The organism is Rhodoferax sp. U2-2l, assembly GCF_020594515.1.
Classification (GTDB): domain Bacteria; phylum Pseudomonadota; class Gammaproteobacteria; order Burkholderiales; family Burkholderiaceae_C; genus Rhodoferax.
In genome coordinates this window covers 1-14230 of record NZ_JAJCTH010000017.1, presented here as the reverse complement: position 1 = coordinate 14230, position 14230 = coordinate 1, and the positions used below count along the sequence as shown (strand labels likewise).

Annotated in this window: 10 protein-coding genes; 5 read left to right on the top strand and 5 right to left on the bottom strand. The window is 63.6% G+C overall.

The genetic code is table 11. The features are described 5' to 3' along the window. Positions 1-33: 33 nt before the first annotated feature. Entirely contained in the window at positions 34-1137 is a 1104-nt protein-coding gene (locus tag LHU53_RS15235) for a Tat pathway signal protein (protein ID WP_227333512.1), read from the top strand. Positions 1138-1148: 11 nt separating this feature from the next. Here LHU53_RS15235 and LHU53_RS15230 read toward each other — a convergent pair whose 3' ends face one another. The 5 genes from LHU53_RS15230 to LHU53_RS15210 form a co-directional block, all read right to left on the bottom strand. Then, the gene (locus LHU53_RS15230; protein ID WP_227333511.1) at positions 1149-1811 is read right to left on the bottom strand and encodes a heme-binding protein; all 663 of its coding nucleotides are present in this window, start codon (positions 1809-1811) and stop codon (positions 1149-1151) included. A gap of 11 nt (positions 1812-1822) precedes the next feature. Beyond that, complete coding sequence (locus LHU53_RS15225; RefSeq protein WP_227333510.1) at positions 1823-2278, bottom strand: fasciclin domain-containing protein; 456 nt, start codon at positions 2276-2278, stop codon at positions 1823-1825. 167 nt (positions 2279-2445) lie between these two features. Beyond that, the gene (locus tag LHU53_RS15220) at positions 2446-3189 is read right to left on the bottom strand and encodes a YoaK family protein (protein ID WP_227333509.1); all 744 of its coding nucleotides are present in this window, start codon (positions 3187-3189) and stop codon (positions 2446-2448) included. A 15-nt stretch (positions 3190-3204) separates the two neighbouring features. Further along, positions 3205-5319 carry a methionine--tRNA ligase gene (metG, locus tag LHU53_RS15215; RefSeq protein ID WP_227333508.1) on the bottom strand — a complete coding sequence of 705 codons (2115 nt, stop codon included), beginning with the start codon at positions 5317-5319 and terminating at the stop codon, positions 3205-3207. Positions 5320-5868: 549 nt separating this feature from the next. Next, entirely contained in the window at positions 5869-7185 is a 1317-nt protein-coding gene (locus LHU53_RS15210) for a patatin-like phospholipase family protein (protein WP_227333507.1), read from the bottom strand. A 145-nt stretch (positions 7186-7330) separates the two neighbouring features. On the opposite strand from LHU53_RS15210, the gene apbC reads away from it, so the two are divergent. The 4 genes from apbC (at position 7331) to LHU53_RS15190 (ending at position 13864) form a co-directional block, all read left to right on the top strand. Further along, positions 7331-8422, top strand: a complete 1092-nt coding sequence (gene apbC / locus LHU53_RS15205; protein WP_227333506.1) for an iron-sulfur cluster carrier protein ApbC — start codon at positions 7331-7333, stop codon at positions 8420-8422. Between the two features lie 102 nt (positions 8423-8524). Continuing rightward, complete coding sequence (locus LHU53_RS15200) at positions 8525-9352, top strand: ABC transporter substrate-binding protein (protein ID WP_227333505.1); 828 nt, start codon at positions 8525-8527, stop codon at positions 9350-9352. Continuing rightward, positions 9352-11259, top strand: coding sequence for a diguanylate cyclase domain-containing protein (locus LHU53_RS15195; RefSeq protein WP_227333504.1), 1908 nt, complete (start codon positions 9352-9354; stop codon positions 11257-11259). Before LHU53_RS15200 ends, LHU53_RS15195 begins: the two co-directional genes overlap by 1 nt. Before the next feature lie 85 nt (positions 11260-11344). Then, positions 11345-13864: an ABC transporter permease gene (locus LHU53_RS15190; protein ID WP_227333503.1), complete on the top strand. Its 2520-nt coding sequence runs from the start codon at positions 11345-11347 to the stop codon at positions 13862-13864. Positions 13865-14230: the final 366 nt, after the last annotated feature.

The window sequence follows — 14230 nt, the reverse complement described above, 5'->3', positions numbered from 1 at the left end:
TCAACGGCCGGTGTGGGGCAAGGGATTGAGACCATGTTTACACGCAGAAACTTCACCACCTCGGCACTATTGGGCAGCGCCACGCTGCTATCGGGCTGCTCATCAGAACCCGCAGAAAACAGTTATGAGTCGGTGTCTGACCAGACCTGGCGGCTGGGGGCGTTGACCGGGTTCAATGGCGCCGCACTCAGTCGTGAGCTGGTGCGTTACGCCACGCTGGCGCCGTCTAGTCACAACACGCAGTGCTGGAAGTTTGTAATTGATGGCAGTGGCCAGGCCATCAGCATCCTGCCTGACCGGACGCGCTTGTGTCCTGTGGTGGACCCGGACTTGCACCATGTGTTTGTGTCGCTGGGTTGCGCGGCCGAAAACCTGGCCCAGGCCGCGCTGGCCCATGGGCTCCAGGGCGAGGGGGTGTTTGATCCCGCCACCGACACGCTGCGCGTGGGACTCAGCCCCACGGCGGCGCAGGCCACCGATCTGTTCAAAGCCATCCCGCTGCGCCAATGCACCCGTGGCGACTATGACGCTCAGCCGCTCAGCGTGGCCGAGCTGGCGCTGCTGCAGCGTGCGGGCAGCTCAAACAGCGTGCAGCTGCTGTTGTTGACCGAGCCCGCAGCGATGACGCAGGTGCTGGATCTCATTCTGCAGGGCAACACGACTCAGCTGGCTGACCCGGCCTTTGTCACCGAACTCAAGACCTGGCTGCGTTTTAACGGCGCGGACGCAGCGCGCACGCGTGATGGTTTGTACAGCGCGGCGTCGGGCAACCCGAGTGTGCCGGCCTGGTTGGGTGACAGGTTATTTGAGTGGGTGGTCACCCCAAAAAGTGAGAACGACAAGCTGGCGCGGCAGGTGCGCAGCTCGGCAGGGATCGCGGTGTTTGTGGGCCAGGCCAACAACAAGGCGCACTGGGTGGAGGTGGGGCGCTGTTATGAGCGTTTTGCGCTGCAGGCCACCGCATTGGGCATCCGCAACGCGATGCTGAACCAGCCGGTGGAGGTGGCGGCATTGCGCCCGCAGCTGGCAAGTACCCTGGGTCTGGGGGGACAGCGACCTGATCTGGTGGTGCGTTTCGGGCGGGGGCCGACCCTGCCCAGGTCTTTGCGCCGCACGGTGGATGCGGTGATGGTCTGACGGGCCTGGGTTCAGGTGCCGGCCGCTTTGACACCGATCTGGATCTCGTTGCGGCGCCAAATCGGTAGCGTCCACGGCGGGTCGTAGCGCGCCAGTTGCGCCGGGCCCGCTGCCCGCAGCTGGCGGGACTGCATCCAGCCAAGCAGTGCCTGGGTTTCTGTCTGGATCCGGTTGTCAGTGTTGAAGCCGGAGTAGGTGGCCACGGCCACCGTTTTGCCTGGCACTTCGCGCAAGGTCACCGTGTTGTTGTTGGGCCGCGGCAGGGTTGCCAGCGTGTACTGGCTGGGCATGACAAACTGCACCCGCCAGCGCTGCGCCGCCACCCAGCCCGGCGCGTCAGGCGCGGGCTGCACCGTGACCGGGGCCGTCATGGCCAGCTGGGTGGGCTGGCCATGCGGCTCCAGGGTCACGGGTGCGGTCATCGCGATCTTGCTGCTTTGCTGCGTTTGGGGTGCGGTGTTGTTGCCAAAAATGTAGTCCGCAATGGCCCGGAAACCCTTGCTGGAGGCGGCGTCCATGTCGCCGTCCACCCAGGTTTCGGCCACGATCAAGGGCGCGTACCGGCGCACCTCGAACCTGCCGTCCTGAGCCAGAACTTCAAACTTGGGTTCTTCAACCGCCATGGCAGCACCCCCGAGCATCCACACCGCCAAAAAGCAAAACAGCTTTCGCATCGTTGGCCACCTTATTTGGGCATGATCACGCTGTCGATCACATGGATCACGCCGTTGTCGGCCACGATGTCGGTGGCGGTGACTTTGGCGCTGTCTACCATCACACCGCCCATAGTGGACACAGTCAACTCAGAGCCTTGCACGGTCTTGACTTTGCCCGCTTTCACGTCAGCCGCCATCACTTTGCCCGCGACCACGTGGTAGGTGAGCACCGAGGTCAGCTTGGCCTTGTCTTTGAGCAAGGCGTCCAGGTCGGCCTTGGGGATCTTCGCAAAAGCTGCGTCTGTGGGGGCAAACACGGTGAACGGGCCCTTGCCCTTGAGCGTGTCAACCAGGCCCGCGGCCGTGAGTGCCGTGGCCAGGGTTTTGAAGTTGCCAGCGCCCACGGCCGTGTCAACAATGTCTTTGGCCTGCACAGAGAAAGCCGCGCCGAGGGCCAGAACAGAAGCGATCAATGTCTTTTTCATCAGTAACTCCGAACAAAATCAGGATGGACCTGAACCGCCAAAAATGTGGCAGGTGGAGTATGCGATACCAATGCGTATCCATATGAACTGAACGGTCTATCTCCAGCCTATATGGTATTTTGGGGTGGATGGCCGTTGTGACGGCACCGTGTGGCCCGAGCTCAGGCTCAGTCCAGGTCGATCCAGTGTTTGGCGTCGTTGAGCACCGGGTGCCAAACCAGCAGGATCAACAAGATCGCCAGCGGTACCGTGGTGATGTAACCGATGGCCTTGAAACCGACAGCGCCAATCAGTCCGCCAATGAAGAAGCTGCCAATCAGCTTGGCCAGCAGCGCCAGTTTTTGGCGATTGGCCCGCACCAGGGTGTCACGGGTCAGCCGGTTGATGTAGAACAGTTTGCCCAATTCAATGCCCAGGTCGGTGACCAGGCCGGTGACGTGGGTGGTGCGGATTTCAGCGCGGGATATTTTGGTGATCACGGCGTTTTGCAAACCCATGATGAAGCACAACACCAGCACCGTCATCGGCACAAACAACACGCCGAAATGGTTGATGCCCGAGCCAAACAGACCAAACACCAGCAGCAGCGCAGCTTCCAGCAGCAAAGGCCGTCCGTAAGCGCTTTGCAGTTGGCGGCGCAGTCCCCAATTGACCATCCAGGCGCTGGTCATGGCGCCGCCCAGAAACGCCAGCAAGGAAGACAGGGCGGCCAGCGCCAGGTAGGTGTTGCCGGTGACCAGGTTGTCCGCCACGGACGACACCACACCGGTCATGTGTGAGGTGTATTGCCCCACCGCCAAAAAGCCACCGGCGTTGGTGGCACCGGCCACAAAACACAGCGTGATACCCAGATGCAGGTTGTTTTTGGCGGTGCGCTGAACCGCCGTCCAGCCGCGCAACACGGGAATCATGCGGCCCTCGCGGGCTCAGTGGATGCGCATGCCTGGCTGCGCGCCGGGGAAAGGCTCCAACACGTAAATGCCCGGTTGCGCTTTCTCGTCGGCGTGGCTGGCGGCCAGCACCATGCCTTCACTCACGCCAAACTTCATCTTGCGTGGCGCCAGGTTGGCCACCAGCACGGTGAGTTTGCCGGTGAGTTGTTCGGGTTGGTAGCAACTGGCAATGCCGCTGAAAACGTTGCGGGTTCTCGGCTGGCCCGCGTCATCCACTTCACCCACGTCGAGTGTGAGTTGCAGTAGCTTGCTTGACCCGGCCACCGCCTGGCACGCAACGATTTTGGCGATACGCAGGTCAACCTTGGCAAAGTCGTCAATTTGAATCGTGGGCGCAATGGCTTCACCGCCTGGCAACTTGCCAGCAGCCGTTTCAGCCGCTTCTGACCCTTGATCAGCCTGGGCTGGGGGCTCAAACAGGGCTTCCAGTTGTTTGATATCCACGCGCTGCATCAGGTGCTGGTAGGTGCCGATCACGTGGCCGGTCTGCAGCGGTTCGCCGATGTTGGCAAAGGTCAGCGGTTCGATATTCAGGAAGGTTTCCACCTGTTTGGCCAGTTCCGGCAGCACCGGTTTCAGGTAGCAGGTGAGGATGCGGAAGGCCTTGATACACACCGTGCACACGCCTTGCAGGCGCGCTTCCTGGTCCGGTTTTTTGGCCAGATCCCAGGGTTTGTTGGCGTCCACATAAGCGTTCACGCGGTCGGCCAGCAGCATGGTTTCTTTGAGCGCCTTGGCGTATTCGCGCTCGTCATACATGCGTTCGATGCTGCCGCGCTCGATGCGCAACTGGTGCAGCAGCGCCGCACCGTCTTCATGCACGTCGCCCAGTTTGCCGTCAAAACGTTTGCTCAAGAAGCCTGCGGCGCGTGACGCAATGTTGACAAACTTGCCGATCAGGTCGCTGTTGACGCGGGCCATGAAGTCGTCGGCGTTGAAGTCGATGTCTTCGTTGCGGGCAGACAACTTGGCGGCCAGGTAATAACGCAGCCACTCGGGGTTCATCCCCAAGTTCAGGTACTTGAGCGGGTCCAGCCCGGTGCCACGGCTTTTGCTCATTTTTTCGCCGTTGTTCACCGTCAAAAAGCCGTGCACAAAGATGTTGTCGGGCGTTTTGCGGCCACTGAAGTGGAGCGTGGCGGGCCAGAACAGGGTGTGGAAGGTGACGATGTCCTTGCCGATGAAGTGGTACTGCTCCAGCTCGGGGTTGGCCATGTATTCGTCGTAGTCCAGACCACGTTTGTCGAGCAGGTTTTTCAACGAGGCCAGGTAACCGATGGGCGCATCCAGCCACACGTAAAAGTACTTGCCCGGCGCGTCAGGGATCTCGATGCCGAAGTAAGGCGCGTCGCGGCTGATGTCCCAGTCGCCCAGGCCTTCGCTCTGGGTGCCGTCCGGGTTGGTGCGGACGGTGAACCATTCCTTGATTTTGTTGGCCACCTCGGGCTGCAGTTTGCCGTCTTGCGTCCATTGCTCCAGAAACGCCACGCAGCGCGGGTCTGACAGTTTGAAAAAGAAATGGACCGAGTTCTTCAGCTGCGGTTTGGCGCCGGACAGGGCCGAGAACGGGTTGATCAAATCGGTGGGGGCGTACACGGCGCCGCAGTTTTCGCAGTTGTCGCCGTATTGGTCTTTCGCGTGGCACTTGGGGCATTCACCCTTGATGAAGCGGTCCGGCAGGAACATATTTTTCTCGGGGTCGAAAAACTGCTCGATGGTGCGGGTTTCGATCAGCGAGCCATCCGGGTTGTCACGCAGACCCCGGTAGATGGCCTGGGCCAGTTCGTGGTTTTCCGGGGCGTCGGTGCTGTGCCAGTTGTCAAAACTGATGTGAAAGCCGTCCAGGTACTGCTTGCGCCCGGCAGCGATGTTGGCCACAAACTGCTGTGGCGTCACGCCTGCCTTTTCAGCGGCGATCATGATGGGCGCGCCGTGGGTGTCGTCGGCACCGACAAAATCGACCGCGTTGCCCATCATGCGCTGAAAGCGTACCCAGATGTCGGCCTGGATGTATTCCATGATGTGACCAATGTGGAAGTTGCCATTGGCGTAGGGCAGGGCGGTGGTGACGAAAAGTTGTCGGGTCATGGGGCGGGGTCTTTCTGAAACAGCCCACCATTTTAGTCGGGCAACCTTGCTTGGCGGGCCAACAGTTGGCGGGCGGGAATCTGGCTGAGTGTGTGGTTTCAATGAGATGGATTTTGGGTCCGAGGTGGGTTGGTACTGTTGGCCGAATCAGCCGGGCGATGCGCTTTGCTACGTGTCCCCCGGCCTTCGGCCTCCTCCTTGACCTCCGCAAATCGCATCACCCGACTGATTTTGCGAGCGGTTTTGGTGCGCTGGCAGGGGGAAAGTCATGGACAGCCCGGTCTGCTTGGTCAGACAGAGAAATGAAGTCGTGTGGCAAGAACGGTGTAACCCAAAAGCGCCAGGCAGGGTGATTGGGTGATGCGACCGGGCTTTGGGGTGAAAGGCGCGCGTCAATAGTCGCTGGCGTACTGATCACCGGGTTTCGCGCGTGATTTCACCCCAAAACCGCATGCGCATTACCCAGTCGCCGGGCCGGGTTTGACATGAAGCGTTGGGCACGAGAGACGCCACGACAGTGTGAACCGCACCCCAAGCCAAGCCCGGCCATCAGCGCAGGCGCAATGGGTCGCGGCGGCGTTCTGGGTAGTGGGGCGCTGGCAGCGCGTGGCTTGGTTGCGCCTGGGGCGCGGCCTCGGGATCGGTCCAGTCAAAAAAGGCGCAGATCTGGGCGCGCTGGCGCATGGCGTCTTTGTGGCCCAGCGCCATCAGCTCGCCGGTGTAGCCGGTCTCGAACAACAGGTAGCTGGCCAGTGGCGCGCCACGCTCGTCCGAGGTCTGTGATGACACGCCCAGACTGCCGAGCACGCTGCGCACGGCCGCGGGCAACTCATGCACATGCCGGGCGGCGATTTCGTCGAGTTGCTCCGAGGGCGAAATCAGCAGCAGGTCCACCGGGCGCAGGTTGCTGGCCGCGCGCATGTCGGGTGGCACCAGGCTCAGCGTCTGGTTGATGCGACGGATGCGCTCGATGTCGACCGACAGCGCATCCAGAAAGATATTGGCCAGCGCATGGCCGGCAATTTGCGCCAGGCTGGGGTAACTGCCCGCGTTGCCAACGGTGCCGGGCATCTTGGCCTGATGCGCGCGCCCGGCGCCAATCACGCAAATGCGCTGTGCTCCCAGGTGGATGGCGGGCGCCACCGGGGCCGACTGGCGCATGGAGCCGTCGCCAAAATAAGCGGTTTCACCCTCCACATGCAAGGGAATGGCTGGAAACACGAACGGAATCGCGCTGGACGCCAGCAGGTGCTCGTGCGTAATCTTGTCGCGCAGGCCACGCCGCTGCGACCGCGTCCACGGCAGCAGGCGTTTGTCGCCTTCGTAAAACGTGAAGTGTTCACCCGAGGTGTAGCTGGAGGCGGTGACGGCCAGCGCCTGCAGGTGCCCGTCGCGGATCAGCGTCGGGATGCGCTCCAGCGGTACCATCTTTTTCAGCAGTTCCGCCAGCGGGCTGTTGTCCAGCAGCGACTTGGGCTTGACGCGCCGCCACTTAGCAATCAGCCAGCCCATGGACAGCAGCGTCATCCATGTTGCGCCGGAGCGCAGCATGCTCACCGAGTCGGCCCGGTACACCTGCTCGGCGTGGAAGTTGCGCCAGACATTGCCAATGCGTCGTACCGCGGCATCAAACTGGTCGGCGCCGCAGGCCAGCGAGGCGGCGTTGATGGCCCCGGCCGAGGTGCCGCTGATGATCGGAAACGGATTGGGCTGGTTTTGCGCGCCACACAGCTGGCGCAGTTCCGAGATGGCTTCCAGCACACCCACCTGGTAGGCCGCGCGCGCGCCACCCCCGGAGAGCATCAGGGCGGCGGCGGTTTCAGCCGCGGGCGGTGCAGGGTGGGGGGTTGCGGGGTAAAGCGGCATCGCTGGATTATCGACAGCTGCGCCAGAGCCCCTGGCAAGAAATCGTGTGCGCCGCCACACCGCGCGGGAAAACCCTGATGCAAGGAAGGCGCCCCCCCAAAAGGCTTTTGCCTCTTGGCTAGACTCGGCGTTTTCGGAGAAACCCATGACCGTGACTGAACCAACCCTCCTGGACGCGCTGAAAAGCGTGATCGATCCCAACACCGGCCGCGATTTTGTCAGCACCAAAGCCATCAAAAACCTGTCGGTCAGCGCGGGCGATGTCGCTTTTGACGTGGAGCTGGGCTACCCCGCCAAAAGCCAGGTCGCTGGTTTTCGCAAAGACCTGATCGCCGCCGTCAAGACGGTGGCGCCAGCGGCCAATGTGTCGGTCAACGTCACCACCAAAATCACCGCGCACGCGGTGCAGCGCGGGGTGCAACTGCTGCCCGGCGTGAAAAATATTGTGGCCGTGGCCTCCGGCAAGGGCGGTGTCGGTAAAAGCACGACCGCCGTGAACCTGGCGCTGGCGCTGGCAGCGGAAGGTGCGCGCGTCGGCCTGCTGGACGCCGACATCTACGGCCCCAGCATCCCGATGATGATGGGCATCAGCGGCAAACCCGAGAGCGTGGATGGCCAGACCATGGAGCCGCTGGAAAACTACGGTATCCAGGTGATGTCGATTGGCCTCTTGGTGCCGCAGGACGAAGCCATGATCTGGCGCGGCCCGATGGCCACCGGCGCGCTGGAGCAGCTGCTGCGCCAGACCAACTGGAAAGACCTGGATTACCTGATTGTGGACATGCCTCCGGGCACCGGCGACATCCAGCTCACCCTGTCGCAAAAAGTGCCGCTGACCGGCGCCGTGGTGGTGACCACACCGCAGGACATCGCCTTGCTGGACGCCAAAAAAGGCATCCGCATGTTCGAGAAGGTGGGTGTGCCGATTCTGGGCATTGTGGAAAACATGGCGGTGCACGTGTGCAGCAACTGCGGCCATGTGGAGCACATCTTTGGCGCCGAGGGTGGCAAGAAGATGGCCGCCGAGTACCAGATGGACTACCTGGGCGCGCTGCCGCTGGCGATGCAGATCCGCATCCAGGCCGACAGCGGCCACCCCACCGTGGCCTCAGACCCCGACAGCGAGGTGGCGGGCCTGTACAAGGCGGTGGCACGCAAGGTGGCGCTGGCGATTGCCGCCAAAAACAAGGACTTCTCCAGCAAGTTCCCGTCGATCAAGATCTCCAAAGAAACCTGATCTGCTGCCGCCGGCTGCGTCGGGGGTCGGGCGCCCAACCGGTCGTGGCAAAATGGGCGACTGTCAACCATTGTTGACACCCTACCCACCAAGAGCAGCTTCATGCGAACTTTGGCAATCCCCTGGGCATTGGCGAGCCTGCTGGCCGCCGCCTCGCTGTCGATGGCACAAACGGCTGCGGCCCCGGCGGCAGCGTTGGACGGCGGTGTCAGCCGTCTGAGCCGGGTGCAATCGGCCCACAGCGTGCGGGTGTGCATCTGGCCCGACTACTACAGCATCACCTACCGCAACCCCAAGACCCAGCAGCTCTCCGGCATCGACATTGATTTGGCGCACGAGTTGGGCAAGGACCTGGGCGTGCCGGTGACGTTTGTCGACAGCTCATTTGCCAGGCTTGCCGACGACCTGCTGCAAGACCGCTGTGATGTGGCCATGTTTGCGGTGGGCATCACCCCCGAGCGGCAACAGCGCCTGCGCTTCACCCAGCCGCATCTGGCCAGTGACATCTTTGCCGTCACCTCCAAGACCAACCGGCGTATTCGCAGCTGGGCTGACATTGACCAGCCAGGTTCGGTGGTGGCTGTTGCGCAGGGCACGCTGCATGAACCGGTGATGAAAGCCAAGCTGGCCAACGCGCAGCTGCTGGTGCTCAACACCCCGTTTGCCCGCGAGCAGGAGGTGCAGGCCGGCCGGGCCGATGTGTTCATGACCGACTACCCCTACAGCCAGCGCTTTCTGGCCAACGCCGACTGGGCGCGGCTGGTCGCGCCTGACAGGCGCTACCACGTCACACCGTATGGCTACGCCTTGGCGCCGGGTGACGACGCCTGGCACGCCCGGCTGGACACCTTTGTGACGGACATCAAGCGCGACGGGCGACTGCTGGCCGCGGCCCAGCGCTACAAGCTCGACCCCATCGTGACACGCTGATGCTGCCGCGCAAGCCCTCCTGGCGCAATTTTCTCGTGGTGCTGGCCGCCTGCGTGATCGGGGTGCTGGGAATCGCGCTGTCGGCCCTGTGGGCGCTGCGCAGTGAGATGCTGGCGGGCAGTTTTCAGGTCTCGGCGCTGATGGCGCGCAGTTTCGAGCACCACCTCACCCAGAGCCTCAACGCCACCACCCAGGCTGCCACGCAGGTGCTGGCCGGGGCCGACAAAGCCACGGACCGGCGTGAGGTGGAAGCGGATTTCAAGCGCATGCTGCGTGGCGCACCGCATCTGCGCTCCCTGTCGCTGATCAATGCCGATGACCGCATCGTGGCCAGCAGCAACCCCGCCAATGTGGGTCGGCAGGTGCCCACGGGCGACTATCTGCCCGTGATTCAGGGGCAACAAACCGTGTTGCGCCTGGGCGAACCTTGGGTTGGGCGTGATTTTGCCGATGGCCAGGCGCTGCGCCCTGGCACCGCGCAAAGTGCCGCCAGCACCCTGATTGCGGCCACCTTGCCGCTGCAAGACGACACCGGGCAGATGCGCCTGCTGGTGGCGCTGAACCCCGACTATCTGGTCAACCTGATGTCGCAGCAGTTGAATGGGCAGACCGGGTTGGCCGAGGTGCTGCGTCTGGACGGTACCCGGCTGTTGTCCACCGACCCGGACCACAGGCTGGGCGGGGCCTCGGATAACCAGGCGTTGGCACGGCAGTTTTCGGAGCTGGAGTTTGGCCAGCTGGAGAGCGACGGGGCGCTGGGCCAGCCGGCACTGACGGCATTTCGGGTGTCGCCGCTGTACCCGTTCGCCGTGGTGACCCACCTGCGCCGGGATGTGGCCTTGCAGCGCTGGATGTCGGTGGTCACCACCGTGCTGGGTGTGCTGATGCCGGTGCTGGTGGCATTGAGTGTGCTGGCGGTTGGTTTTCACCGGCGGCAGATGGCGCTGGAGGCACAGCGGCTGGAGTCCGAGCGTCTGCAGCGCATCAATGCCGCCTGTGTGTTCACCAATATCCGCGAAGGTATTTTGATCACCCAGGCTGACGCCACCATCACCGACGTGAACGACGCCTTTGTGCGCATCACTGGGTACAGCCGTGACGAGGTGCTGGGCCAAAACCCGCGGTTCCTGAGCTCGGGCCGGCAGGACAAGGCGTTTTATGAGGCCATGTGGCGCGAGTTGTTAGGCACTGGCCACTGGCGTGGCGAAATCTGGAACCGCCGCAAGGACGGCGAGGCGTTTGCCGAGATGCTGACCATCAGTGCCGTGCCCGATTCGCGTGGTCAGGTGCAGCAATACGTGGCGATTTTCAACAACATCACCGACATTAAGGCTTACCAGAGCGAGCTCGAGCACATTGCCCGCTTTGACCCCCTGACCGATTTGCCCAACCGCTTGCTGCTGGATGACCGGCTGCGCCAGGCCATGAACCAGGCCCAGCGCCGCCGGCAGTTGCTGGCGGTGGTGTTCATCGACCTGGACGGTTTCAAGGCCATCAATGACAGCTTGGGTCACGAGGCCGGTGACCAGGTGCTGATCACCCTCTCATGCCGCCTGCGCGCCGTCTTGCGCGACAGCGACACCCTGGCGCGCCTGGGCGGTGACGAATTTGTGGCCCTGCTGGCTGACCTTCCCACCCAGGGGGATGCCCTGCCCACGCTCCATCGCCTGCTGGAGGTCGCCGCCCAGCCGATGGACGCGCTGGGCCACTCGGTGCAGGTCTCGGCCAGCATCGGCGTGAGCTTTTTTCCGCAACCGGGCAAACGCACGGCAGACGAACTGCAGCACCAGGCTGACCTGGCGATGTACCAGGCCAAGGCGGCGGGCAAAAATCGGATTCAGCTGTGGTCTGATGCCACCCCGCAAGCCGTCACGACGGTGGCTGTTTTGCCCGCGCTGGTGGCTTGAATCGCTGCTCTTTTGCCATCAGACGCTCAGGGGACAACCCAGGCGCCGGGCCGGGGGCAGGCGCCGACTGCGGTATCTTCCAGCCATGACGATTTCTTTCCTGACTCTGGGCTGGCGTTCGCTGGCGCGTGACCTACGCGCCGGTGAACTGCGTTTGTTGATTGTGGCGGTGGCGCTGGCGGTGGCAGCACTCACGGCGGTCGGCTTTTTCGCCGACCGGCTCAAGGGCGGCCTGCAGCGCGATGCGCGCCAGTTGCTGGGCGGTGACGCTGCGGTGGTCAGCGACAACCCGATTCCCGCCGCGTTTCTGGCACAGGTGCAAGCGCTGGGCCTGCAACGCACCCAAACCCTGAGTTTTCCCACCATGGCCCGCGCGCCTGAGGCGCAGGGCGGGCAGACCAAGCTGGTGGCCCTGAAAGCGGTGGAAGCCGGTTACCCGCTGCGCGGCAGCCTGCGCGTCAGCACCGGCCCCAACGCGCCGGACGCCCTGACCCGCGACATCCCCGCCCCCGGTGAGGCCTGGGTCGACCCCGGCTTGATGGAGAGCCTGGGCCTGCAGATGGGTGACACGCTGCTGCTGGGTGACAGCGCTTTGCGCGCGACACGCATCATCGTCACCGAGCCGGACCGGGGCTCGGGTTTCATGAGTTTTTCACCGCGCGTCATGATCCATCAGGCCGATCTGGCGGCCACCGGTCTGGTGCAGCCGGCCAGCCGCCTGACCTACCGGCTGCTGGTGGCCGGGCCTGACCCGGCGGTGGAGGTGTTTGTGGACTGGGCGCAAACCCAGGTGCTGCAGCGCAGTGTGCGCGGCCTGCGGGTGGATGCGCTGGAGGGCGGGCGCCCGGAACTGGGCACCACGCTGGAGCGGGCCGAGAAGTTTCTGAACCTGGTGGCGCTGCTGGCTGCCTTACTGAGTGCGGTGGCGGTGGCGCTGGCGGCGCGCGGGTTTGCCGCCAGCCACCTGGACGATTGCGCCATGCTGCGGGTGCTGGGCCTGCCCCAGCGCAGAATAGCTGCGGCCTACAGCGTGGAGTTTTTGCTGGTGGGCCTGTTGGCCAGCGCGCTGGGGGTGCTGCTGGGTTACGCGGTGCACCTGGGCTTTGTGGCGTTGCTGGCCGGGCTGGTCACCACCAGCTTGCCGGCACCGTCGATCTGGCCGGTGCTGTTTGGCCTGGGTATGGGCCTGACCTTGCTCATCGCCTTTGGGCTGCCGCCGGTGCTGCAACTGGCGCAGGTGCCGCCGCTGCGGGTGATCCGGCGCGATGTGGGTGGGCTCAAACCCGCCTCGGCCAGCGTGCTGGGGCTGGGCATGGTGGGGTTTGCCGCGCTGTTGATGGCCGCCAGCAGCGACCTCAAGCTGGGGCTGATCGCGGTGGGTGGTTTTGCCGGTGCCACGGTGCTGTTTGCCAGCTTGAGCTGGGCGGCCGTCAAGCTGCTGCGCGTCAGTGTCAATGACGCCACCGCCCCCACCGCGCTGGTGTTGGCCACGCGGCAAATCTCGGCACGGCCCGCTTTTGCGGTGGTGCAGGTCAGCAGCCTGGCGGTGGGCTTGCTGGCGCTGGTGCTCTTGGTGCTGCTGCGCACTGACCTGATTGCCAGCTGGCGGCAAGCCTCACCGCAAGACGCGCCGAACCGTTTTGTCATCAACATCACGCCCGAGCAGGGCCCGGTGTTCACCCAGGTGCTGAAAGACGCCGGCGTGACGAGCTTTGACTTCTTTCCCATGATCCGCGGGCGGCTGGTGGCCATCAACGAGCGTGAGGTGGGGCCTGACGACTACAGCGAGGACCGCGCCCGCCGCCTGGTGGACCGCGAGTTCAACCTGTCGCACAGCGCCCAACTGCCGCAGCAGAACGAGACCGTGGCCGGACGCTGGCAGCCCGATGAGGCCGGCGCCATCAGCATCGAGGAAGGCATTGCCAAGACGCTGGGCCTGTCGCTGGGCGACACGCTGACGTTTGACATCGGGGGGCTACAAATCACCTCCAAAATCACCTCGCTGCGCAAGGTGGAATGGGGCTCGATGCGGGCCAATTTCTTCGCCATGTACCCGGTGGCGCAGCTCGACAACGTGCCCGCCACCTACCTGAGCGCGTTCCGGGCGCCCGCGCAGCCGGGGTTTGACAACGCGCTGGTGCGCCAGTTCCCCAACATCACCAGCATCAACACGGCTGCCACCATCGCGCAGATCCAGCGGGTGCTGGACCAGGTGAGCGCCGCGGTGGAGTTTTTGTTTGCCTTCACGCTGGCGGCCGGGCTGGTGGTGTTGTTTGCAGCCGTCACCGCCACGCGCGAGGAGCGGGCGCGTGAATTCGCCATCATGCGCGCGGTGGGGGCGGGCCAGAAGCTGCTGCGCCAGGTGCAGCGTATCGAATTGGCAGGCGTAGGTGCGCTGGCGGGGTTCCTGGCCTCGGTGGTGGCCAGTGCGGTGGGCTGGGCACTGGCCAAATACGTGTTTGGTTTTGCCTGGACGGTGTCGCTGTGGGTGCCGTTGCTGGGTTCCCTGGCCGGTGCGGCGCTGGCGTTGGCGGCTGGCTGGTGGGGCTTGCGTGACGTGTTGCGCCGCCCGGTGGTGCAAACGCTGCGGCAAGCGGCGCAGTGACACCGGGCCGTGTCTAGCGCAGTTTCCACAATGCGTTTGTGGTCAGTAGCAGACGTACCGATATCAAAAAAATCATTCCGGTCAAAATAAAGACTCCTTAGTCACCAAACCAACCGGAGGGTAATGCCATGAAAGAGTCGAAGCTGGAGATCTGGGACCGCGTGCTTTATTCGACCGTGACCGCGGCCATGTTGCTGCCGCTGATTCCGTACGCCATGGCAGGCTGATCAGGGTCTGCTGACTGACCCGTCCTGAATTGCGTTGACACTCAGAACGGTTGAAAAGTGCCGGGGTTAACCGGCGATAGACGCCCGATGCACCACATCGGGCGTTTGCATTTTCAGCGATAAATGCGGTCGTTCCGTG

Excerpts from the sequence above, each read along its gene's own strand:
- LHU53_RS15235 (WP_227333512.1), top strand. The coding sequence starts at position 34 with ATGTTTACACGCAGAAACTTCACCACCTCGGCACTATTGGGCAGCGCC.
- LHU53_RS15230 (WP_227333511.1), bottom strand. The coding sequence starts at position 1,811 with ATGCGAAAGCTGTTTTGCTTTTTGGCGGTGTGGATGCTCGGGGGTGCT.
- LHU53_RS15225 (WP_227333510.1), bottom strand. The coding sequence starts at position 2,278 with ATGAAAAAGACATTGATCGCTTCTGTTCTGGCCCTCGGCGCGGCTTTC.
- LHU53_RS15220 (WP_227333509.1), bottom strand. The coding sequence starts at position 3,189 with ATGATTCCCGTGTTGCGCGGCTGGACGGCGGTTCAGCGCACCGCCAAA.
- metG (WP_227333508.1), bottom strand. The coding sequence starts at position 5,319 with ATGACCCGACAACTTTTCGTCACCACCGCCCTGCCCTACGCCAATGGC.
- LHU53_RS15210 (WP_227333507.1), bottom strand. The coding sequence starts at position 7,185 with ATGCCGCTTTACCCCGCAACCCCCCACCCTGCACCGCCCGCGGCTGAA.
- apbC (WP_227333506.1), top strand. The coding sequence starts at position 7,331 with ATGACCGTGACTGAACCAACCCTCCTGGACGCGCTGAAAAGCGTGATC.
- LHU53_RS15200 (WP_227333505.1), top strand. The coding sequence starts at position 8,525 with ATGCGAACTTTGGCAATCCCCTGGGCATTGGCGAGCCTGCTGGCCGCC.
- LHU53_RS15195 (WP_227333504.1), top strand. The coding sequence starts at position 9,352 with ATGCTGCCGCGCAAGCCCTCCTGGCGCAATTTTCTCGTGGTGCTGGCC.
- LHU53_RS15190 (WP_227333503.1), top strand. The coding sequence starts at position 11,345 with ATGACGATTTCTTTCCTGACTCTGGGCTGGCGTTCGCTGGCGCGTGAC.